Here is a 22,736-nt window from a genome sequence, read left to right as displayed (position 1 = left end):
AAAATCTAATTTTCATTGCATTTCAATTAAGTTTTGTGTTAAATTGCCATGGCAATAATTACAGCTATTCAATTTATAAGATAGTATACTTTCAACGAGTTATGATGAATAAAATAAAGGCTTTCATTTGCATTTTAATTCCCATATTGCTGGCATATACCCTTCATACAAAATTCGGAGCACTGCCCCCCATCTTAAAATTCCTGAACCCATTTACCGGTTTCTGGCAAAATGCCGAAAACACCAATGTTAAAGCCAGAAACAAAATTGCACTGAAAGGTTGTTACCAAAACGTTGACATCGCTTTTGACGACCGCATGATCCCCCATATCTTTGCGCAAAACGACCATGATGTATATTTTGCACAAGGTTATGTTACCGCTATGCACCGTTTATGGCAAATGGATTTTCAAACCCGCTTTGCAGCGGGCCGAATATCGGAAGTTGTAGGTAAAAAAGCAATAGAACTGGATAAATACCAGCGCCGGATGGGCATGGTCTATGGTGCAGAAAATTCCCTGGAGGGCATGATGGCCGATCCGCAATCCAAAGAAATGATCCTGGCCTATACCGCCGGCATCAATGCCTATATCCACTCCCTGTCCAGGTCTCAGCTCCCTGTAGAATATAAACTGCTGGATTTTAAGCCCGAAGACTGGACACCCATCAAATGTGCCTTGCTTTTAAAACAAATGTCGGCGGTCCTGGCCATGGGTTCTGATGAGTTTTACCTCAATAATATCAGGAACAAATTTGGTACAGCTGTGGTAAAGGATCTCTTCCCCGACTATCCTTTTAAAGAAGAACCCATCATACCGCTGGGTACCAAATGGGATTTTAAGCCCTTGCCTGTGCCTTCTGCACCCAGCGCTGTTAATGAAACACTCAGCAGTAACATCAGGACCAGGCAAAAGGAAGAAGGCATCGGCAGTAACAACTGGGCCCTTTCCGGCAAAAAAACTGCTTCAGGCTATCCCATTCTTGAAAACGACCCGCACCTGGACCTCACACTTCCATCTATCTGGTACCAGATCCAGCTGCATGCCCCTGGATTAAATGCGTACGGTGTTTCCCTGCCGGGAGCTCCGGGAATCATCATTGGCTTTAACCAGGATATTGCCTGGGGGGTAACCAATGTAGCTGCCGACGTACTGGATTTTTATCAGATTAAATTTAAAGACGACACCCATAAAGCTTACTGGTACAACAACCAGTGGAAAAATGCCAGCAGCCGGCTGGAAAAGATTGTGGTGAGGGGTGATAAAAATGTGACCGATACCGTAATATACACACACCATGGCCCTGTAGTCTATTTACAGCACACAGATTTCCCTAAAGCCAGAAATATTCCTACAGGCAATGCACTTCGCTGGATTGCACACGAAAAGTCAAATGAACTCAAAACCTTTTACCTGTTAAACAGGGGAAAAAATTATGGCGATTACCGCAGGGCACTTACCTTTTACACCGCTCCTGCGCAGAATTTCATCTTTGCTTCCGCTGAAAATGATATCGCTATTACCGCAAACGGCAAGTTCCCGCTAAAATGGAAAGACCAGGGTAAATTTATCCTGGACGGCTCCGATCCTAAAAATGACTGGCAGGGATGGATCCCGGCTGCACAAAATCCTACGGTAAAAAACCCGCCAAGAAATTTCGTCAGTTCGGCAAACCAGTCTTCCACCGATCCAAGCTATCCCTATTATATCAACTGGGAGTTTAGTCCGTATGAGCGTGGCAAACGCATCAACGACCGGCTTACCGCCATGAATAAAGCAACTGCCGACAGCATCATCAACATGCAAACGGACAGCTACAGCATCCATGCGCAAAATATCCTGCCTGCCATCCTGATCATGGTTGACAGGAACAAACTTAACGCCACACAACAGGAAGCTCTCCGCATCGTTGCTTCCTGGAATAAATTCTACGATGCAAAATCACTCGCAGCCAGCGTGTTCGACCTCTGGACCAAAAGGCTGCAGTTCAACATCTGGGACGACGAATTTACCATTGCCAATATCCCGATGCGTTACCCCTCCCGCGACAGGACCGTACAGCTCATCCTGCACGAACCCAACTCCAAATGGATCGACAATATAAATACACCTGAAAAAGAAACCCTTGCAGATCTGGTTAATGAAGCCTTTAAATACAGCTGCGACAGTCTGGAAAGAAGATACGGCGCTATCGGGAAAACCTGGGAATGGGGAAATTTTAAACACACCAACGTTCCGCATCTGGCCAAAATACCCGGCTTTGGCTCCAAAATACTGTTAACCGGTGGCGGTAAAATGACCATTAATGCGTTAAGCGAAAGCAATGGGCCATCCTGGAGAATGGTGATTGAACTGGGGAAAAAACCGAAAGGACATGGCGTTTTTCCCGGAGGACAATCCGGCAATCCGGGCAGCCCCTTTTATGACAACATGATAGATACCTGGGCCAGCGGAAAACTCTATGACCTGTACTTAATGCAAGCCCCGGACGACAATACCGCCAAAATTATTTCACAGTTAATAATATCCAAAAAATAGCAGCATGGTTTTTATAGTGATCCTTATCCTCTCTTTTTTACTTCAGCTGGTTTTACCCTGGTGGATCATTGTTGTGATCTCTTTTGCCACTTGCGGTTTGATCGGCAAAACAGGTAAAATATCCTTATGGGCACCCTTTTTTGCCATTTTATTGTTATGGACGGGCATGGCACTTTTTAAAAGCATACCCAATAACCATGTCCTGGCAAGCCGCATTGCCGAAATGTTTGGTGTACAATCCTGGCTGCTGATCCTGCTGCTCAGTAGCTTGCTTGGCGCTTTTACTGCTGCTGTAAGTGGCTTTTGCGGCTACCATTTCAGGAAAGCAGTATTGGTTAAGAAATCAAATTCCTAATTAAAAATTCTTGCGTATTTTTGCCGCGTGAATGATCTGAACAAGCAAATTTTTTCGATCAGCAATGCGCAGGACCTCGAAAAAACCTGCCTTGCTGTATTTAAACACCAGGCCGCCAACTGCAAGGTTTACAAGGCCTATATCGACAACCTGAGGATTGACCCTTCAAACATCAGCAGCATTGCAGCACTTCCTTATCTGCCCATCAGTTTTTTCAAAACACATGAAGTGCTCAGTTCGGAAGACAAGCCTGAAATGGTGTTCAGTAGTTCAGGCACGACCGGAACAGCACAGAGCCAACACCTGGTAACCCAGCTTAGCCTATATGAGCAAAGTTTTAACAAAACCTTTGCACAGTTTTATCCAGACCTGGAAAATACCTGTCTGCTGGCCTTGTTGCCTTCTTACCTGGAACGTGAGGGTTCTTCACTCATCTACATGGTTGACGCCTTGCTGAAACAAAGCAAACATCCAGGCAGTGGTTATTTCCTGCACAACCATGCCGAGCTTTATACGCAATTGCAACGGCTGCAATCCGCCAATCAAAAAACGATACTTATAGGGGTTACCTACGCCTTGCTCGATTTTATTGAAAAATATCAACTGGATTTTCCAGAGCTGATTGTGATGGAAACCGGTGGCATGAAAGGAAAAAGAAAAGAAATGGTACGCGAAGAATTGCATCAGCTGCTACAGGATGGCTTTGGCGTAAAGGCCATTCATAGCGAATACGGCATGACCGAAATGCTCTCTCAGGCTTATTCCGGGGGGAATGGAATTTTCAATTGCCCGCCCTGGATGAAGATCTGCCTGCGGGATACCAATGATCCTTTAAGTTTGGTAAGCGGCAACAGGACAGGAGGCATCAATGTAATAGACCTGGCCAACGTCAACTCCTGTTCATTTATTGCCACACAAGACCTGGGCCGCTTGTTTCCCGATGGCTCATTTGAGGTACTGGGCCGTTTTGACAATGCCGATATCAGGGGTTGTAATCTGCTGGTTAATTAGCGTAGCTTTAGCAGATAATAATTTTTCTTGCCCTTTTGCACAATGATGAATGCTCCGTTTAGGAGGTCATTTGTGCTTATTTTATCTGAAGGATCTTTTAGTTTTTCCTTATTCACAGCTACTCCTCCGCCTTGTATCAGTTTCTTGGCCTCTCCCTTAGAACCAAACACACTTGTTTTTTCGGCCAGCAGCGTAGCAGCATCTATGCCTTGCTCCAGCTCCTCCTTCGAAATGGTAAACTGAGGGATACCCTCAAATATCTCCAGTACCTGGCTTTCAGACAAAGTTTTAAAAAACTCCAGCGAACCATTGCCAAACAGGAATTCCGACGTTTTCACAGCAGTTTCCAGTGCTTCTTCAGAATGTGTCCTAATGGTTATGTCTGCTGCAAGTGCTTTTTGCAGTACGCGCAAATGTGGCGCAGCATCGTGTTCATTTTCCAGAGCAGTGATCTCCTCCTGGGTTTTCAGCGTAAATATCCTGGTCCACTTTTTGGTGTCATCATCTGAGGCATTTAACCAGAACTGGTAGAATTTATAGGGTGATGTTTTTGCGGCATCCAGCCAGACTGCACCACTTTCTGTTTTACCAAATTTTGTTCCGTCAGCTTTTTTAATCAGGTGAGTGGTAATGGCATAGGCTGTACCTGCATCTTTCCTTCTGATCAGTTCAGTTCCGGTAACAATATTGCCCCACTGGTCTGAGCCGCCCATCTGTACAAGGCAATTGTGGTGTTTCCATAAATAGTAAAAGTCATAACCCTGAATCAGCTGGTAGCAGAACTCGGTAAAAGATAAGCCGGAATCGCCCTCAAGCCGTCTTTTAACACTATCCTTGGCCATCATGTAATTCACAGTAATGTGCTTGCCAATATCCCTGATGAAACTGAAAAGGCCCATATCTTTAAACCAATCCGCATTGTTGATCATTACGGCACCATTACCTGCAGCTTCAAATTTTAAAAATCTGGAAAGCTGGCGTTTCATCCCTGCCAGGTTATGCTCCACCATATCTTCTGTCTGAAGGTTCCGTTCGGCCGACTTACCCGATGGATCACCTACCATTCCGGTTGCGCCGCCAACCAAAGCATAAGGTTTATGTCCGGCACGCTGAAAATGGATCAGTGTCATGATCTGGGTAAGGTGCCCAACATGCAATGAATCTGCTGTTGGATCAAAACCAATATACCCGGAGGTCATCCCTTCATTAAGTTTCTCTTCTGTACCAGGCATCATATCCTGCAACATGCCTCTCCAGCGTAACTCTTCTACAAAATTGGTCATCATCATCTAATTTGTGCGCAAATATAGGAAAAGCTGCGTTATCCTTAAATTTGAAGACAGGTAAAAAATGGCTTTTCGGACAAAAATCGCTACTTTTAACCGCATGAACTTCTTATCCCATTTTTATTTTGAGCGGAACAATCCAGACGAAAATATGGTATTGGGAGTGGTATTGCCAGATTTCATTAAGAACGCACATAAAGACTATAATTTATATCCCCTCAAGATCCGACATCTTTTTAAAACACAGCAAGAGCAGATCGCTATACTCAAGGGCTGGGAAAGACATATTGAGGTAGACCGGATTTTTCACTCTTCAGATTTCTTCCGGCATCATACCAATAACCTGAAACAACTGATCGTTAAAGCCTGCGAAAACAGCCCTGTTAAACCCTTTTTTCTTGCACATATTGGGCTGGAACTGGTTTTAGACCACCTGTTAACTGTGGATGGGATCGTTAACATCAATACTTTTTATGATCAGCTGGGCAAAGCCGACAAATCTGCGCTGGATGATTTTCTGCACACCTGCTCCTTAGCCGACACCACGGTTTTTTTAAAATTCCTGAACAACTTCATCTCCAGCAGATATCTTTTCAGCTATCAAAAAATTGACAACATTTCCTATGCCCTCAACCGCATCTGCATGCGCTTATGGGACAAGCCATTTACGGAGCAGCAAATGCTGGAACTGAACCTTCAGCTCAGCGTGTTCAGCAACAGCATTAAAGACGATTACCTGACCATCTATAATGACATTGAAAGGGAACTGAACAAAAGTTGATTGATTCATGAAATCTAATATAAACAGGAAACAACCTCGGGGTGTACCAAATACCAGGCAAAATGAAGCCTTCCAGGACAATTGCCAGATTAGGGAAAGGTAAAAAATTTCCTCAAATCTAAATCAGCTAAATAGCTTATTTGTATCTTCGCATTCATGTCAGCAACTGAAGTAAAAGACAAAATGGATGCCTTGGTTAAGGAGCTTAACCAGCACAGTTATAATTATTATGTTTTGGCAATGCCCAGCATTGCAGATTATACTTTTGATAAAAAACTGGAAGAGCTTGCCGCTCTTGAGCTGGCGCACCCTGAATTTGCAGACCCAAATTCCCCTACCCAAAAGGTGGGTGGCGACATTACCAGGTCTTTTACCACAGTGCAGCACAGGTGGCCAATGCTGTCTCTTGGTAACACCTATAACGAACAGGATCTCCGTGATTTTGACGAACGTATAAAAAAAGCCATCGGCAACAATTTTGAGTATGTATGTGAGCTGAAATTTGACGGATTGTCCATCAGCCTAAGTTACGAGGGATCAAAACTGGTAAGGGCGGTAACAAGGGGTGATGGGGCTAAAGGTGATGATGTGACCACTAACGTGAAAACCATACATACCATTCCGCATCAGTTAATGGAACAGGATGTGCCGCCACTATTTGAAATACGGGGGGAGATTTTTATGCACCGCGCTGCCTTTGAGCGGCTGAACAGGGAACGGGAAGAACTCGGTGAGGTACAATATGCCAACCCCAGAAATTTTGCCGCAGGAACTGTTAAAATGCAGGATTCTAAAGAAGTAGCCAAACGTCCTTTGGATTGTTTTCTTTATTCGCTAAATACGGATAAAAATTATTTTAAGAACCATTGGGAAAGTCTGCAGGCCTTAAAAAGATGGGGATTTAATGTATCTGAGCACACCAAACTGACCAGCAGTATCGAAGAAGTATTGCTGTTCATTAAACATTGGGAAAACGAACGCTTTAAATTGTCTTACGATATAGATGGGATTGTAATTAAAGTAAACAGCTATGCACAGCAGCAGGAACTCGGTTTTACGGCCAAATCCCCGCGCTGGGCAATTTCCTATAAATATAAAGCCCAGGAAGTGGAAACCATTCTGGATAAGGTAACTTATCAGGTGGGACGTACCGGCGCAGTTACCCCCGTAGCAAATCTGAAGCCGGTACAACTTGCAGGAACCACTGTAAAAAGGGCAACGCTGCATAATGCGAATGAGATCGAAAGATTGGACCTGCATGAGGGAGACAGTGTCTTTGTAGAAAAAGGCGGGGAGATCATTCCAAAAATCATGAACGTAAACCTGGATAAACGCAAAGCCGGGGCTATTAAGATTCTATATCCTTCCGTATGCCCTGAATGTGGAACCGCGCTGATCAGAAAAGAGGGTGAAGTAGCTTTTTATTGCCTGAATGATGAGGGCTGCCCTCCGCAGATCGTTGGGAAAATCCAGCACTTCATCAGCAGGAAGGCAATGAATATTGATGGACTGGGTGACGAGACCATTGAAACATTTTACCAGCGCGGGTTGGTTGCCCATATCAGTGATCTGTATACTCTACATGAAAAAGCAGGGGAACTGAAAACGCTGGACCGCTTTGGAGAGAAATCCATCGAAAACATGTTAAAAGGAATTGAACTTTCCAAAAAAATGCCTTTTGAGAAGGTATTGTTCGGATTGGGAATAAGGTATGTGGGCGAAACTGTTGCCAGAAAACTGGCCTTTGGTGTAAAAAACATAGATAAGCTGGCTACTGCAAGTCTGGAAGAGCTAACAGCCATAGATGAAATTGGGCAACGGATAGCTGAAAGTATTATTGAATATTTTAGCAAACCTGATCATTTACACCAAATAGCACTGTTAAAATCATACCATTTACAGTTTGAAGCTGCAGAAAATGAAATTACCTTACAAAGTGATAAGTTAACTGGAAAAACATTTGTAATTTCGGGCGTTTTTGAGAATTACAGCAGAGAAGAGCTCAAAGATATGATAGAAAGTAATGGTGGTAAGATTTTAAGTGGGATCTCTGCAAAACTTAATTATCTTGTAGCCGGAGATAATATGGGGCCATCTAAACTCGAAAAAGCGAAAAAGTTAAATGTCCCATTTATTTCGCAGGAAGAGTTATTAGAGCTATTGAAGTAAAGAATAAAAAATGAACAAATTTCACGGAACGGGTGTAGCCTTAGTTACCCCTTTTAATGCAGATGGAACAGTAGACTATGATGGGTTAAGAAGACTCATCAATCATTTGATTGACGGAAAGGTAGAATACCTGGTATCCTTAGGTACCACAGGAGAAGCCTCAACACTAAATAAGGACGAGAAGAAAAAGATCTGGGAATTTACTGCAGAAGTTAACAACAGCCGGCTGCCACTTGTTGCCGGTATAGGTGGCAATGATACCGTAGAAGTTATCGATAGCATCAGAACTTTTGAAGCAAATGGCTATGATGCGATTTTATCGGCCAGCCCATATTACAATAAACCTACCCAGGAAGGCATATATCAACATTATAAAGCGATCAGTGAAAGCAGCCCCCTGGCTTTGTTGCTATACAATGTACCAGGACGTACCGCCAGTAATGTAAGTCCGGAAACTACCTGCAGACTGGCTGCTGACTGTAAAAATATCATTGGCACTAAAGAGGCCTCCGGCAATTTTGATCAGTTTAACCAGATCATGCGCGACAAACCCGCAGATTTCATGCTGATATCAGGTGATGATCCTGTGGCCATGCCGATGATCTCGCTGGGCGCTGTTGGTGTGATCTCGGTTATTGGAAATGCTTTGCCTGGACAATTGTCTGATATGATCAGACTATCGCTTAAAGGCGATTATGCGGCTGCATTACCACAGCACCTGAAGTTAATTGAATTTACCAGGATGATGTTTGCAGAAGGTAATCCGGCCGGCGTAAAGGCGGCGTTAAAGCATTTGGGTGTATGCGATGATTATGTGCGCCTGCCATTGGTAACAGTATCAGAAGGCCTTAGAAAAGCTATTATTACAGAAACTAATAAAATTACAGCATAAAAAAAACGCTCCGGATTACCGGGGCGTTTTTCATCAAAACAATTCAGCAAGTTAGCCTTTGTTTTTAGTGTCTTGAATCTCCAGACGGATAGATTGAGCAAGGTTTTTAAGATCTTGCATACCTTTACGTACACGGGTTCCTGCGGCACTGTTTGCCTTGTTGTAGAATTTGTCTGCATCTGCTTCTAAAGCGGCAACAAGTTCTTTTACTTCATTAAATTTTTTCATCGTTAATTTACTCCTTTTAGTTTTTTAAGGTTTTGATTAATACTCTATTACTAAAGTAAGATGTTTATTTTAATAAAAGAATTTTTACAATAACAAAAAAACCAGCAAAAACCCTGTTTTTTTCCACATTACGCAGGTTTATAAACAATCACCATTATCTTTTAGATGTCATACTATTGATTTACAGGTAATTGCAAAACAAAACAAACAAAAAAAGCCCTTTATAGCTTATAAAGGGCTTTTTTTGTTTTTATAAATATTATGCTATAGAGAATTGATTTTCTTTGTAATAACCGCTTTTCAGTTTATTTGAAACCTCACTAAAAGCATCCAGCGTACGTTGAACATCTTCGATAGTGTGGACTGCAGTAGGGATCAGCCTCAATTCAATTAATCCTTTAGGAATAACGGGGTAAACTACAATAGAACAAAATATCCCATAGTTCTCCCGCAGGTCCATGGTCAAGGCGGTAGCTTCCAGTAATTCTCCTTTTAGGAAAACCGGGGTAACCATTGTATTGGTTACGCCAAGATCAAAACCACGGTCTCTCAATCCTTTCTGCAGCGTGGTAGCCACATTCCATAATTTCTCCCTTAATTCAGGGTTGTTTTTAAGCAGCTCCAGGCGCTTTAACAATCCGATAACCATTGGCATCGGCAAAGCCTTTGCGAAGGTCTGAGAACGCATATTATACCTGAAAAAGTTGGTCATTTCTTCTGTGGAAGCTACAAAGGCGCCAATTCCGGCCATTGATTTTGCAAAGGTACCGAAATAGACGTCAACCCCGTCAATACAGTCTTGTGCTTCATGTGTACCTGCACCTGTCGGGCCCATTGTACCGAAACCGTGCGCATCATCAATCAGCAAACGGAAATTGAACTCCTGTTTTAAATCAACCAGCTCCTTTAATCTTCCCTGTGCGCCGGACATTCCAAATACCCCTTCTGTGATCACTAAAATACCACCTCCACTTTGTTCAACCAGTTTGGTTGCTCTTTCCAACTGTTTGCGGGCACTGTCAATATCGTTGTGCTTATATACAAAACGCTTGCCCATATGCAAACGCAAACCATCAATAATACATGCATGAGATTCTGCATCGTATACAATAACATCATTTCTGTCTACCAGGCTATCGATGATAGAAACCATGCCCTGGTAACCGTAGTTAAGTAAAAAAGCATCGGGTTTACCTACAAAAGCAGCAAGTTCCTGTTCCAGTTGTTCATGATATTTGGAGTTCCCGGACATCATTCTGGCTCCCATAGGATAAGCCATACCAAAATCTGCCGCTCCTTGCTCATCCGCCTTTCTAACTTCCGGATGATTTGCTAAACCCAGGTAATTGTTTAAACTCCACACCAGGTGCTCCTTACCACGAAAAGTCATGTGGGGAGCGATATCGCCTTCTAATTTAGGAAATGAGAAATATCCATGCGACCATTTGTGATGTTGTCCTATCGGCCCCATGTGTTTTGCTATCTTTTCAAAAATATCCAATGTTATATGTATTTTAAGTTATTATGTTTTTTTGCAAAGTTAGGTTTAATATACCTGATATACAATAATTAGCCACTGGTCATTACTACTTGAAAAGCAAATTATCTGGATACCAAAAAGCCTTAACAGGTTATTGTTAAGGCTTTTTATCTTATCATGATTTTAAATTAATCAACATTATCGTGTAAGAAAGAGTTGTTTGGTCTGATCTCAGTAGATCCATCTTCATCATTACTTAAGGTGAACCTGGAAACCTGGGATTCAGAGGAATGCTGAACTTGCTGTAATTGCATTTGCTTGCGTTTATAAGCAGGTTCATTTTCCAGTTCCTGTAAGCCATTACTGGTACGCAATTTCATGCTCAGGTCTTTCAGCCTTAAAATTCTTTCTTTAGATTTCTTTAGCTGATCTTCAATCGACTCATCGCTTTTATCATCATCAGCACCAGCTTCCATTACCTCTTCCTTTTGCGGAACGGTATCATTGTTAAATACCGTGGCCGGTGTTTCAAACACAAAATCTGTTTCTGAAACCTTTATTTCGAACTCAAAACCTGCATCTTCCGGACTTTCTTCCAAAGGTGCTTCTTCCTGAACAAGGGAGTGCTTTACAACTACATTTTCCGGTTCTTCTGCTGCGCGGTTTTTATTCACATTAAACAGGTCACCAAAAAGATCCGATTGTTTAGTCCCTTCTTTAGCTTTTAATACCGGTTCGCTGGAAAAAGCGGGTGCTTTAGGCTCAATGAAAGAATTGACTGGTTCAACAGGTCTCACCAAAGGTGCTTCTTCTGGTGTGAGCAGAGATATCTTTTTAACGTTCTTTTTCTCCTCATCACGCTGCTCTGTAGTTTGGAAACCTGTAGCAATAATGGTTACAGAAAGTTTATCTTCCAGGCTTTCGTCAATACAGTTACCCCAGATCAGGTCGGCAGAAAGACCGGCCTTGTCCTGGATATAATCAGTGATAATGGTCACTTCATCCATGGTCACTTCACGGAGGCCTGAACTGATGTTCAACAGGATATACCTGGCACCTTCAATTTCACTATCCTTTAACAATGGTGATGCAAGTGCACCTTCAACCGCATTTAATGCCCTGTTTTCTCCATCGCAGGCAAAGCTACCCATGATAGATACCCCACTATCCTTCATTACTGTACGCACATCTTTAAAATCCACGTTGATGTATCCGGGAACAGTGATGATTTCGGCAATGCCTTTTGCAGCGGTGGTCAGGATGTCATCGGCCTGCGAAAAAGCGGAACCCAAAGTAAGGTTACCAAAAATCTCCCTTAACCTGTCATTAGAAATCACCAGATAAGAATCCACGTATTTCTTCAATTCATCTAAACCGTCATTGGCCTGCATTTTACGTCTTTTACCTTCAAAAGCAAAGGGCGTAGTGACAATAGCAACCGTTAAAATATCCAGTTCTTTCGCTGCCTTGGCGATGATCGGACTGGCACCGGTTCCGGTTCCACCTCCCATACCCGCAGTGATGAACAGCATTTTTGTAGTGTTACCAAGCATTTGCTTGATATCATCTATATTTTCTATAGCTGAGTTCTTGCCTACCTCTGGTATAGATCCAGCACCCATACCTTCAGTAAGGCTTGCGCCCAACTGCACCTTATTGGGAATAGGACTAAACTCAAGCGCCTGGGCATCTGTATTACAAATAATAAAGTCTACACCAGTAATTCCTTGACGGTACATATGGTTTACCGCGTTACCACCACCGCCACCAACACCAATTACCTTGATGATTGATGACTTATCTTTTAACATTTCGAACTGCATATCTTTATGAATCAGTTATTTAAAAATTCGTTTTACCTGTTCATCTCTCTATGTAATATTAACACTTTTTTAACAGGCGTTTTCCACAAATGTTGAAAATGTGGAAAAATCACACATTGTGGAAAAATATTACGGTTTAATATAATCTTCGTCACTCACATTCATGTCATCTTTGATAAAATCCTTAGTTTTTGCAAGGAGCTTATCAAACAATCCACCACCTGAACGCTTTGTTTTTTCTTTGGCATCCCTTGGCTTCTCTACAAAAACGCCTGGCTGTTTCATTTCTTCCAGCAGCTCTTCGGCCTTTTGTATGCCTTTGATCAGCAAACCAATACTGGTAGCGTACATCGGGCTTTTCAGGTCGTCATAAATGGTTTTGGGCATGTCTTCATATTTAGACAAATGCTCATTGGGATAACCAACACGGCAGTCTAAACCCGTTACATACTCTACCAGCTGAGACAAGTGTTTCAGTAAAGCACCACCACCGGTGATGACTACCCCACCAATCAGCTTTTTCTCATAGCCTGAAGATTTGATCTCGTAATATACATGCTCAATGATTTCTTCCATACGGGCCTGGATGACATAAGCAAGGTTTTTTACAGAAATCTCTTTAGGCTCCCTGCCTCTTAAACCGGGAACACAAATGATCTCATTTTCTTTATTCTCTTCAGCCAGCGCAGATCCAAAACGGGTTTTCAACAACTCAGCCTGGTTTCTCATCACTGAGCAGCCTTCCCTAATATCTTCTGTTACACTATTGCCCCCAAACGGAATAACAGCAGTATGACGGATGATACCTTCATGGAAAATGGCAATATCAGTAGTACCGCCACCTATATCAACCAGGGCTATTCCGGCTTCTTTTTCTTCGTCGCTCAACACCGATTCTGAAGAAGCCAGGGGCTCTAATATCAACTCCTGAGTTTGCAACCCGGCATTGGTTACACACCTCATGATATTTTTCACCGCTGTCACCTGACCCGAGATGATGTGGAAGTTTGCTTCCAAACGCACTCCAGCCATACCAATAGGATCTTTTACGCCAGGTTCATTGTCAATTGTAAATTCCTGAGGCAATACATGGATAATCTCTTCGCCTGGTGACATCACCAGCTTAAACATATCGTCAATTAATTTATCGATATCTTTTTTGCTGATTTCCGTATTCAACTCACGACGGGTCAAAATCCCTCTGTGCTGCAAACTCTTGATATGCTGTCCGGCAATACCTACATTCACAACGCGGATTTCAACATTAGATTGTCCGCTGGCCAGTTCAACGGCCTGTGCTATCCCTTGCACTGTTTTCTGAATATTAGAAACCACCCCACGGGTAACCCCTGCTGATTCCGCTTTCCCGATCCCTAATACTTCTATTTTTCCATGCTGTGTTCTGCGACCAACGATCACACAGATCTTAGTAGTACCGATGTCTAATCCGACTACTATTGGAGATTGAATGGTAGATTTTTCTTTGCCCATAACTATATCGATTTGTTGAGTTTATTAGTTGTTTTTCCTGGTATCCGTTTTAATTTTTTCGTTTTTAACTTCCACATTTCCGTCTTCCTGCATTTCCAGAGCAATTTGCCTGCGCACTGCGGAATCAAGGATCTGTTGATTTTGTTTGGCGCTATCCGCACGGTCTTTAATCACCTTACCCGTTAAAGAATCTATTTTATTTCTTTCGCATACGATTTGATTCGTATACTTCACATTAATTGTTTTATAGGCATCCCAGCCAACTTTAGGCATGGCCTTTTTATAAAAAACCAGCAGATTTCTCATTTTAGTTTCCAGCGAATCCGCACTGCCCAAAATAATACGCTGGTTTCCTACCCTGGGCACCAGCTCTATATCTTTTTTATCATTTACATACAGCTGCTCAATCTGCGCGTCCCAAAGCGTATCCTGTTTGATGTATAAAGCCACTTTATACAAATCACCAGCCAGTTTTGTAATCAAGGTATCTACTTTACCACTAAAGTGCTCAAGAATGTTGCCATTGGCCACCAGAACATTGGCAGTAAAATTGGGCGAAACAGGCATTTTCAGTCCGTATTTATCGATATAGTAGTCCTGACCATTGGCATTGATCAGCCGCAAAACCGGTTGCCGCTGCTTCACTTTTATTTGGATAATACCATTCATATCTGCGTACACTGTTGCATACGCGATATATGGGTTTGCAATAATGTCCTTTTCAATACGCTGCAGGTTAATATCAGCCAGGTGCTGACCAACCAGTTTACCCTGGCTTTGCTTTAAAATGGCATCTATTTCTTCACGCTCTATAAAATTATCCGCTCCGGGAATCAGGATTTTAACATCAGTACAAACAACAGTCTTCTTTTTCCCCTCCACAAAACTCATGAGCACAAATAGACCTCCCAGACAAATTATCCAGGCAAAACATTTAAAAACCGGTTTCCAATTTATCCTTTTAAGCATGGGTTAAAATGGCTTTAAGTGGTTGTATCAATGTATCTATATCTCCCGCACCTACTGTTAAAAGTAATTCAGGTTTGCTATTCTTTATCTGTTCGGACACCAAATCTTTTCCACATATTTCCTTGTGTTTTAAGGAGATCTTATCCAGTAAAAATTGCGAATTTATACCTGGCAGCGGCAATTCCCTGGCCGGATATATTTCCAGCAGCAACAAATGATCGGCAGTGCTTAAAACTTTTGCAAATTCATCTGCAAAATCACGGGTACGCGTAAAAAGATGAGGTTGAAAAATAACAGTCAGTTTTTTATCAGGGTACAATTGTCTTACCGCATCAAAGCATGCCCTTAGTTCTTCCGGATGATGTGCATAATCATCTATATAAATATGTTCCGGCGTATTAACGATGTATTCAAACCTCCTTTTAACGCCTTTAAAGGAAGCTATTGCAGCCTTTATTTTATCCTGCGCTATGCCCAGTTTAAGCGCTACTGCAATAGCCGCAACAGCATTTTCAACATTATGCTTACCTGGCAGCATCAGCCGTATATCATTGATCTTCAGCTCAGTATCAACATAATCAAAGACAAACATTGAGCCATCCACCCTGATATTTTGCCCGGTAATTTGCGAGGCCTGCCCAACACTGTAGCTAAGCCCATCTTTTAAAGGTAGTCCTGCCCTTACAAACAAAGTGCCTTTTGGTTTTAACTGCTTCGAAAACAGACCGAAAGATTCGTGCAGGCTGGCAGCATCACCGTAAATATCCAGGTGATCTGCATCCATAGAAGTAATTACAGACAGATCAGGATGAAGCGTAAGGAAAGAACGGTCGTATTCATCTGCTTCAACCACCACAACGTTATTGTTTCCGATAATAAAGTTGCTGTTGTAATTGGTAGCAATGCCACCTAAAAAAGCAGTGCAACCATATCCGCTGTCTATCAGCACATGTGCTATAATGGATGATGTAGTGGTTTTTCCGTGCGTACCGGCAACAGCTATACAAAACTGACCTTTACTGATGATGCCTAAAACTTCGGAGCGCTTCTTTAGAATAAAACTATTGTCTTTAAAGTAATTTAAGATCTCCGAATTTTTAGGTATTGCAGGTGTATAAACGATTAAGGTATCGCTGTTACTTTCTAAAAAACATACAGGCAACACGGCATCATCATCAAGATAGGAAACCAATATCCCCTCCTGTTCCAAAGCAACAGTTAAATTTGTGCGCGTTTTATCGTATCCGCAAACTACACATCCCCGTTTTGCAAAGTAGCGGGCAATGGCACTCATTCCTATCCCTCCGATACCTACAAAATAAACCCGCTGTATGTGATTCAGTTCCATCAGCTGTTGCCCCCCTTTCCGGCAAGTAACATCACTTGCGCTGCGATCAGATCATCCGCATTAGGCAGGGCCATTTTGCCTATATTTTCTGCATATATTCTGCCACGTTCCTTATCATTCAACAAGCTCAAAGCCTCGGCAACCAGGGTGTCTTCAGCTGACCGGTCTGCAATTAATAGTGCAGCATTGTTTTTTACCAGTGCCATTGCATTTTTTGTCTGATGATCCTCCGCCACATTAGGTGAAGGAACCAGTATCACTGGTTTTTTGATCAGGCACAATTCTGCAATGGTACCCGCTCCTGCCCTTGAAACAATTACATCAGCCGCAGCGTAAGCCAGGTCCATCTTATTCAAAAATTCCAGTATGCGTACATTGGGATGAAAATCTAAACCCAGGCGCCCGGCGATATCTTTATAATAAAACTTACCGGTTTGCCAGATGAGCTGCACATCTGCATCCAATATTTCCAGAATGTGTTTTTCAATACTCTTATTTAAAGTTCCGGCACCAAGGCTTCCGCCGGTAACCAGAATGGTCTTCTTTAATGGATCGAGCTTTAACAATTCTGCCCCTGCATGATGCTTGTTTAATATATCTACCACATCTTTCCGTACTGGATTGCCAGTTTTAAGCAGGCTGGCGGCAGGGAAAAACTGATCCATTCCATCAAAGGCCACACAAACCCTGGCTGCTTTTTTGCCCAGCCATTTATTGGTCATACCGGCATAAGAATTTTGCTCCTGGATCAGATAAGGAACCTTTTTTAGGGATGCGGCGAACAAGATCGGCCCGGAAGCATATCCACCAACCCCTACTACAACATCAGGTTTAAAATCAGTGATTAACTGCAGCGCTTTACGTATACTGCCCATTAATTTAAATGGCAGACTTAAATTTTTGGCAATAGAGCCCCTTTGTATACCACTGATGTTCAGACCAATAATTTTATAACCGGCAGCAGGAACCTTTTCCATTTCCATACGGCCAGCAGCCCCAACAAATAAAATTTCACAGCCGGGCTCCATACGCTTTAGCGCATTGGCTATCGATATGGCCGGAAATATATGTCCGCCCGTACCGCCTCCTGAAATAATTATTCTTGTTGGTCTCATTTTATTTTTTCTTTAATCCTTACACACCATCCTTAAGCCATTGCTGGTATTTCGCCTACAATCACCTTTTTACTACCTTGTTCTTCTACATCCCTGCTCACACTTAATATAATGCCAAATGCAATACTGGTAAACAATATGGAGGTTCCTCCCATACTCACCAATGGCAGCGGAACCCCGGTAACCGGACCTAAACCAACAGCAACCGCCATATTCGCAAAAGCCTGTATGGTTAAACTAAAACTTAGCCCTGCAGCAAGCAGGGCCCCAAAAGCTTTGGGGCTCTGGGTTACGATCCTTACACAGCGGTACAACAGCACCAGATATAAAACAATCATCATTACCGCACCAATTACCCCGTATTCTTCCACAATTATGGAAAAAATAAAATCTGAATAGGGGTGCGGAAGGAAGTTTCTTTGTGTGCTGTTACCTGGACCTTTCCCGAAAACACCACCAGTTGCCAGCGCAATTTTTGATTGATCGGCCTGATAAGTTTTGTCTGAATGTTGTTGTTCCGGATGCAAAAATGATTTGATCCTTGATTCATACGTTGCCGCTCTTGGCCCCAGAAACACAATGAACAACAACAGCACCGAGCCCCCTGCACATACCATCAGGATCTGTTTAATACTGATCCTTCCAATGATCAGCAATAAAATACTTACTCCAAAAAGCATCAGTGCAGTAGATAAATTAGCCCAGGCAATGAGTGCAAACACCACACATACAGAGCCCATGATCGGGATAAATGCTTTTTTTACATCTTTAATATTTTCCTGTTTCCTGGTCAGCATTCTGGCTAGAAAGGTGATCAGCGCAAGTTTGGCTAAATCAGAGGTTTGAAAAGTTAACCCGATTACAGGGATTTTTACCCATCTCGAAGCATCATTGATGTGTTCTCCAAAAGCAGCCGTATAAAACAGCAGCGGAATGGTGATGATCATCAGGATCTTTGAAATACCGGCATAATACTTATAATCCAGCAAATGGGCGATATAGATCATTCCAATACCCAGAATAACGAAAATAACATGTTTATACAATAAATACCGCTCTACCGTAACCCCTTTCTTATAAGCAATAGCACCCGTAGCACTATAAACTGTAAGTATGGAGATCATGGACAAAAGGATAATGATCAGCCAAATCCAGCGATCTCCTTTTGTTTTATCTAAAATTCTATTTATTGCAATCATAGCCTATAATTCTTTAACCGCTGCCTTAAACTGGTTCCCCCTGTCTTCGTAATTCTTAAACAAGTCAAAACTTGCACAAGCCGGAGACAACAATACTGTATTTCCTTTTTTGGCCAGATGGTAAGCAACCTGCACAGCCTCATGAGCAGAAAATGTATTTACTATAATTTCCACATCATCCTCAAAAGCCTCGTGAATCCGTTTATTATCTTTACCTAAACATACAATTGCCCGCACTTTTTGACGGACCATATCCTTCAACATATCATAATCATTCCCTTTATCCACCCCACCCATAATCAGGATCACATCCGTACCCACGCTTTCCAGGGCATACCAGGTAGAATTGACATTTGTAGCTTTAGAATCGTTGATATATTCTACACCGGATATCCTGGCCACATGCTCCAGTCTATGTTCAATATTCTTAAAATCTCCCATACTTTCCCGTATAGCAGTATTTCTGATATCCAATACCTTAGCTACTATGCCCGATGCCATAGAGTTGTAAATATTGTGCTTTCCCTGCAGGGCTAATTCTGTAATAGACATGGTTAGTTGATCGTTTAGGTTTATATTGATGTGTATGTTGTTGCTTTCCAGGTATGCGCCCTTTTCAATTTTTTTCCTGATAGAAAAAGGATATACGGTTGAATTCAACCGGGCACTTTTTAATGCCTTTAAGGTTTCTTCGTCATCAGCGCAGTAAATAAAAATATCTTCACTGGTCTGGTTCCGGGTGATGCGCATTTTTGATGCAGCATAGTTAGACAGTTTATAATCGTAGCGGTCCAGATGATCGGGAGTGATGTTCAATAAAACAGCGATATCCGCTTTAAAATCATACATATCATCCAGCATAAAACTTGAGATCTCCAATACATACCAGTCAAAATCAGCAGCAGCCACCTGCGCCGCAAAACTATGCCCGATATTCCCTGCAAGCCCTACATTTAAACCTGCATTTTTTAGAATATGGTAAGTTAACATTGTAGTAGTGGTCTTACCATTAGAACCTGTAATACAAATGGTTTTTGCCCTGGTATACCGTTTCGCAAATTCGATTTCAGAAAGTACCGGAATATTCCGCGATCTGATTTCTTTGATGATCCCGGCAGTATCTGGTATACCAGGACTTTTGATCACTTCAACAGCTTTTAAAATCTCAGTCCTGGTATGCATATTTTCCTCAAATACGACATTCAGCTCCTGAAGCTTTTCTTTATATTGAGATGGGATTGCCCCAAAATCAGATACGAATACGTCATAGCCCTGCTGCTGCGCCAGCATTGCCGCACCTACACCACTTTCTCCAGCTCCAAGAATTGCTATCCTTTTCTTTTCCATTAGCGTAGTTTTAAGGTAATGATGGTGATAATGGCCAGTAATATCCCGATGATCCAGAAACGTGTTACAATTTTTGCTTCGTGATAGCCCTTTTTCTGATAGTGATGGTGCAACGGTGACATTAAAAATATCCTTCTGCCTTCACCAAACTTTCGCCTGGTGTACTTGAAATAGGAAACCTGCATAATTACAGATACCAGCTCAATCAGGAACAGACCACATAAAATCGGGATCAAAAGTTCCTTACGGATCATGATGGCAAAAGAGGCAATAATACCTCCGATGGCTAAACTTCCGGTATCTCCCATAAAGACCTGGGCCGGATAGGAATTGTACCAAAGAAAGCCCACACAAGCTCCAACAAAGGCCCCTGCGAAGATCATGAGCTCACCAGAATTGGGAATGTACATGATATTCAGATAATCAGCAATCACGGTATTACCCGAAACATAAGCCAGCAAGCCAAGCGTAATTCCAATTATTGCTGAAGTTCCTGTTGCAAGGCCATCGATGCCATCGGTAATATTGGCGCCATTTGATACCGCTGTAATGATAAAGACGGTAAAAGCAAGAAATACCATGAAAGCATATTTTTCATACCCCGGGCCCAAAAACTTAAGTACCTTGGCATAATCAAACTCATTGTTCTTATAAAAAGGAACATTGGTTAAAGTCGATTTCACATCCTGGGTATAATAAAAACTTTCCCCTTTCTGCCGCAATACCATAGGTGCAGTCGCTTTAGAAACACTGGCTTCATCTACCGTCTGCCTAACCACGATATTGGGGTTAAAATACATGGTCCAGCCTATGATCAGCGCCAGACCAACCTGACCAACAATCTTAAACCTACCCGCTAAACCTTCTTTATTCTTTCTGAAAACCTTAATGTAATCGTCAACAAAACCAATTACCCCCATCCAGATCGTGGTTACGATCATCAGTATCACATAAATATTTGTAAGATTGGCCAGTAGTAATGTAGGTACCAGAATACCCAGCAGGATGATGATCCCACCCATCGTAGGCGTGCCCTGCTTTTGCATCTGCCCTTCCAGGCCCAGATTCCTTACCGTTTCTCCGACCTGCATTTTTTGCAGGTAATTGATCAGTCTCCGGCCGTAAACAGTAGTAATGATCAGGGATAAAATGACAGCCAATGAGGTACGAAAAGTAATGTACTGGAACAACCTTAGCCCAGGAAAATCATAATGCTGATTCAGATATTCAAATAAATAGTATAACATTAGCTGATTAAGTTTAGTTGTTCGGTTAATATTTCCTTATCATCAAAATGATACCTGATCCCATTTATCTCCTGGTATTTTTCGTGTCCTTTTCCAGCCAGCAATATGATATCGCCGGGTCTGGCCAAATGGCAAGCTGTTTTAATGGCTTCCTTTCTGTCTACTATACTGAGTGTCTTACGTTTATTTGTTGGCGAAACGCCTTTTTCCATTTCCTCCACTATTGTTTGTGGATTTTCCGTTCTGGGATTATCGGACGTAAGGATCACTTTATCGCTCCAGTCACAGGCCACCTGTGCCATAACGGGGCGTTTACTTTTGTCCCTGTCCCCACCGCATCCGATGATGGTGATCACCTGTTCCGTTCCTTTCCTGATGTCATGTATGGTGCTCAGCACATTCTGAACGGCATCTGGCGTATGCGCATAATCTACAATTCCGATAATCTGCTGGTCGGATGTGATGTAATCAAATCTTCCTTCTGCTCCCATTAAATTACTGAGCAAGGTCAGCACATTTAATTTATCCTGGCCCAGCAATACCGCTGTACCATAAACAGCCAGTAAATTATAAGCGTTAAAAGAGCCTACCAGCTTAAAGAAAACATCAGCATCGTCAATATCCAGATGTAAACCGTTAAAACTATTTTCTATCACCTTTGCTTTAAAATCAGCAAGCTGTTTCAATGCATAGGTCTTTTTAGCAGCCTTGGTATTTTGCAGCATGACCATGCCATTCTTATCATCCAGATTGGTAAGCGCGAAGGCTGATGCCGTCAAGCTGTCAAAAAATCCTTTCTTGGCCTTTATATATTGATCAAAGGTTTTGTGAAAATCTAAATGATCATGTGTAATGTTCGAAAACACTCCTCCCGCAAAACTCAAACCCTCAATTCTATGCTGAACAACAGCATGCGAGCTCACTTCCATAAAACAATAATCACAACCTGCATCAACCATATCTTGCAAAAGCATGTTTAATGCGATAGGATTTGGTGTGGTATGTGTGGCAGGGATCACCTCATCATTGATCTGATTTTCTACCGTCGAGATCAGGCCTGTTTTATAGCCCAGCGCTCTGAACAATTTGAAAAGCAGTGTAGCAATGGTTGTTTTACCATTGGTGCCGGTAATCCCAATCAACTGCAATTTGGCAGAAGGATTTCCGTAAAAATTGGCAGCCATTTTACCCAGGGCCTGTGCGCTGCTCTGTACCTGAATGTAGGTAACGTCAGCAAGCTTTTCTGCAGGGATCTCCTCACAAACCACTACTGTCGCACCTGCAGCTATCGTAGCCGCAATATATTCATGCCCATCGGATAAAGTACCCCTTATTGCAAAAAAAACAGCATCTTTAACAACCTGACGGGAATCAAATACCAGCGCACTCACTTCCCTGCTGGTTGTTCCAACCTGCTCAGCTATCTGCACACCATATAAAACATCCTGCAACTGCATC

18 protein-coding genes are annotated in these 22,736 nt (G+C 42.3%); 6 read left to right on the top strand and 12 right to left on the bottom strand.

Going from position 1 to position 22,736, the window contains the following annotated elements; all coding sequences use genetic code 11:
- The first annotated feature begins 101 nt into the window (after positions 1 to 101).
- From R2Q85_RS21795 to R2Q85_RS21785, 3 genes are read left to right on the top strand one after another with little or no spacing between them, the layout of a single operon-like run.
- Positions 102 to 2,537, top strand: coding sequence for a penicillin acylase family protein (locus R2Q85_RS21795; RefSeq protein WP_316813919.1), 2,436 nt, complete (start codon positions 102 to 104; stop codon positions 2,535 to 2,537).
- A 4-nt stretch (positions 2,538 to 2,541) separates the two neighbouring features.
- Positions 2,542 to 2,892, top strand: a complete 351-nt coding sequence (locus tag R2Q85_RS21790) for a hypothetical protein (protein WP_316813918.1) — start codon at positions 2,542 to 2,544, stop codon at positions 2,890 to 2,892.
- Between the two features lie 27 nt (positions 2,893 to 2,919).
- A complete protein-coding gene (locus R2Q85_RS21785; protein WP_316813917.1) occupies positions 2,920 to 3,903 on the top strand; it encodes an acyl transferase in 984 nt (327 codons plus the stop codon).
- On the opposite strand, the gene tyrS is transcribed toward R2Q85_RS21785, so the two are convergent.
- A complete protein-coding gene (tyrS, locus tag R2Q85_RS21780; RefSeq protein ID WP_316813960.1) occupies positions 3,900 to 5,186 on the bottom strand; it encodes a tyrosine--tRNA ligase in 1,287 nt (428 codons plus the stop codon). The two genes, R2Q85_RS21785 and tyrS, sit on opposite strands and share 4 nt — an antisense overlap.
- 67 nt (positions 5,187 to 5,253) lie before the next feature.
- Here tyrS and R2Q85_RS21775 point away from each other — a divergent pair, with 67 nt between their 5' ends.
- The 3 genes from R2Q85_RS21775 to dapA all read left to right on the top strand — a co-directional run bounded on the left by R2Q85_RS21775 (position 5,254) and on the right by dapA (position 9,031).
- Complete coding sequence (locus R2Q85_RS21775) at positions 5,254 to 5,970, top strand: hypothetical protein (protein WP_316813916.1); 717 nt, start codon at positions 5,254 to 5,256, stop codon at positions 5,968 to 5,970.
- A 156-nt stretch (positions 5,971 to 6,126) separates the two neighbouring features.
- Positions 6,127 to 8,139: an NAD-dependent DNA ligase LigA gene (gene ligA, locus R2Q85_RS21770; protein WP_316813915.1), complete on the top strand. Its 2,013-nt coding sequence runs from the start codon at positions 6,127 to 6,129 to the stop codon at positions 8,137 to 8,139.
- A 10-nt stretch (positions 8,140 to 8,149) separates the two neighbouring features.
- Positions 8,150 to 9,031 (top strand): 4-hydroxy-tetrahydrodipicolinate synthase, encoded by an 882-nt coding sequence (gene dapA / locus R2Q85_RS21765; RefSeq protein ID WP_316813914.1) that lies wholly within the window; start codon positions 8,150 to 8,152, stop codon positions 9,029 to 9,031.
- Between the two features lie 51 nt (positions 9,032 to 9,082).
- On the opposite strand, the gene R2Q85_RS21760 is transcribed toward dapA, so the two are convergent.
- From R2Q85_RS21760 to R2Q85_RS21710, 11 genes are all read right to left on the bottom strand, one after another.
- Entirely contained in the window at positions 9,083 to 9,259 is a 177-nt protein-coding gene (locus tag R2Q85_RS21760; protein WP_015809123.1) for a hypothetical protein, read from the bottom strand.
- Positions 9,260 to 9,518: 259 nt separating this feature from the next.
- Positions 9,519 to 10,760, bottom strand: a complete 1,242-nt coding sequence (locus R2Q85_RS21755) for an aminotransferase class I/II-fold pyridoxal phosphate-dependent enzyme (RefSeq protein WP_316813913.1) — start codon at positions 10,758 to 10,760, stop codon at positions 9,519 to 9,521.
- A gap of 167 nt (positions 10,761 to 10,927) precedes the next feature.
- The gene (gene ftsZ, locus R2Q85_RS21750; protein WP_316813912.1) at positions 10,928 to 12,562 is read right to left on the bottom strand and encodes a cell division protein FtsZ; all 1,635 of its coding nucleotides are present in this window, start codon (positions 12,560 to 12,562) and stop codon (positions 10,928 to 10,930) included.
- Between the two features lie 129 nt (positions 12,563 to 12,691).
- The gene (gene ftsA / locus R2Q85_RS21745) at positions 12,692 to 14,053 is read right to left on the bottom strand and encodes a cell division protein FtsA (RefSeq protein ID WP_316813911.1); all 1,362 of its coding nucleotides are present in this window, start codon (positions 14,051 to 14,053) and stop codon (positions 12,692 to 12,694) included.
- Positions 14,054 to 14,077: 24 nt separating this feature from the next.
- Entirely contained in the window at positions 14,078 to 15,022 is a 945-nt protein-coding gene (locus R2Q85_RS21740) for a cell division protein FtsQ (protein WP_316813910.1), read from the bottom strand.
- A complete protein-coding gene (gene murC / locus R2Q85_RS21735; RefSeq protein WP_316813909.1) occupies positions 15,015 to 16,370 on the bottom strand; it encodes a UDP-N-acetylmuramate--L-alanine ligase in 1,356 nt (451 codons plus the stop codon). Before murC ends, R2Q85_RS21740 begins: the two co-directional genes overlap by 8 nt.
- Positions 16,370 to 17,485 (bottom strand): undecaprenyldiphospho-muramoylpentapeptide beta-N-acetylglucosaminyltransferase, encoded by a 1,116-nt coding sequence (murG, locus tag R2Q85_RS21730; RefSeq protein WP_316813908.1) that lies wholly within the window; start codon positions 17,483 to 17,485, stop codon positions 16,370 to 16,372. Before murG ends, murC begins: the two co-directional genes overlap by 1 nt.
- Positions 17,486 to 17,517: 32 nt before the next feature.
- Positions 17,518 to 18,684: an FtsW/RodA/SpoVE family cell cycle protein gene (locus tag R2Q85_RS21725; RefSeq protein WP_316813907.1), complete on the bottom strand. Its 1,167-nt coding sequence runs from the start codon at positions 18,682 to 18,684 to the stop codon at positions 17,518 to 17,520.
- Between the two features lie 3 nt (positions 18,685 to 18,687).
- Positions 18,688 to 20,031, bottom strand: a complete 1,344-nt coding sequence (gene murD, locus R2Q85_RS21720) for a UDP-N-acetylmuramoyl-L-alanine--D-glutamate ligase (protein WP_316813906.1) — start codon at positions 20,029 to 20,031, stop codon at positions 18,688 to 18,690.
- Positions 20,031 to 21,278, bottom strand: a complete 1,248-nt coding sequence (gene mraY / locus R2Q85_RS21715) for a phospho-N-acetylmuramoyl-pentapeptide-transferase (RefSeq protein ID WP_316813905.1) — start codon at positions 21,276 to 21,278, stop codon at positions 20,031 to 20,033. Before mraY ends, murD begins: the two co-directional genes overlap by 1 nt.
- A complete protein-coding gene (locus tag R2Q85_RS21710; RefSeq protein ID WP_316813904.1) occupies positions 21,278 to 22,735 on the bottom strand; it encodes a UDP-N-acetylmuramoyl-L-alanyl-D-glutamate--2,6-diaminopimelate ligase in 1,458 nt (485 codons plus the stop codon). Before R2Q85_RS21710 ends, mraY begins: the two co-directional genes overlap by 1 nt.
- Between the last annotated feature and the right edge of the window lies 1 nt (position 22,736).

It is taken from the genome of Pedobacter heparinus (assembly GCF_032678725.1).
Classification (GTDB): domain Bacteria; phylum Bacteroidota; class Bacteroidia; order Sphingobacteriales; family Sphingobacteriaceae; genus Pedobacter; species Pedobacter heparinus_A.
Note: the sequence above shows the minus strand (reverse complement) of the source record. Positions and strands in the feature narration are given on the sequence as shown.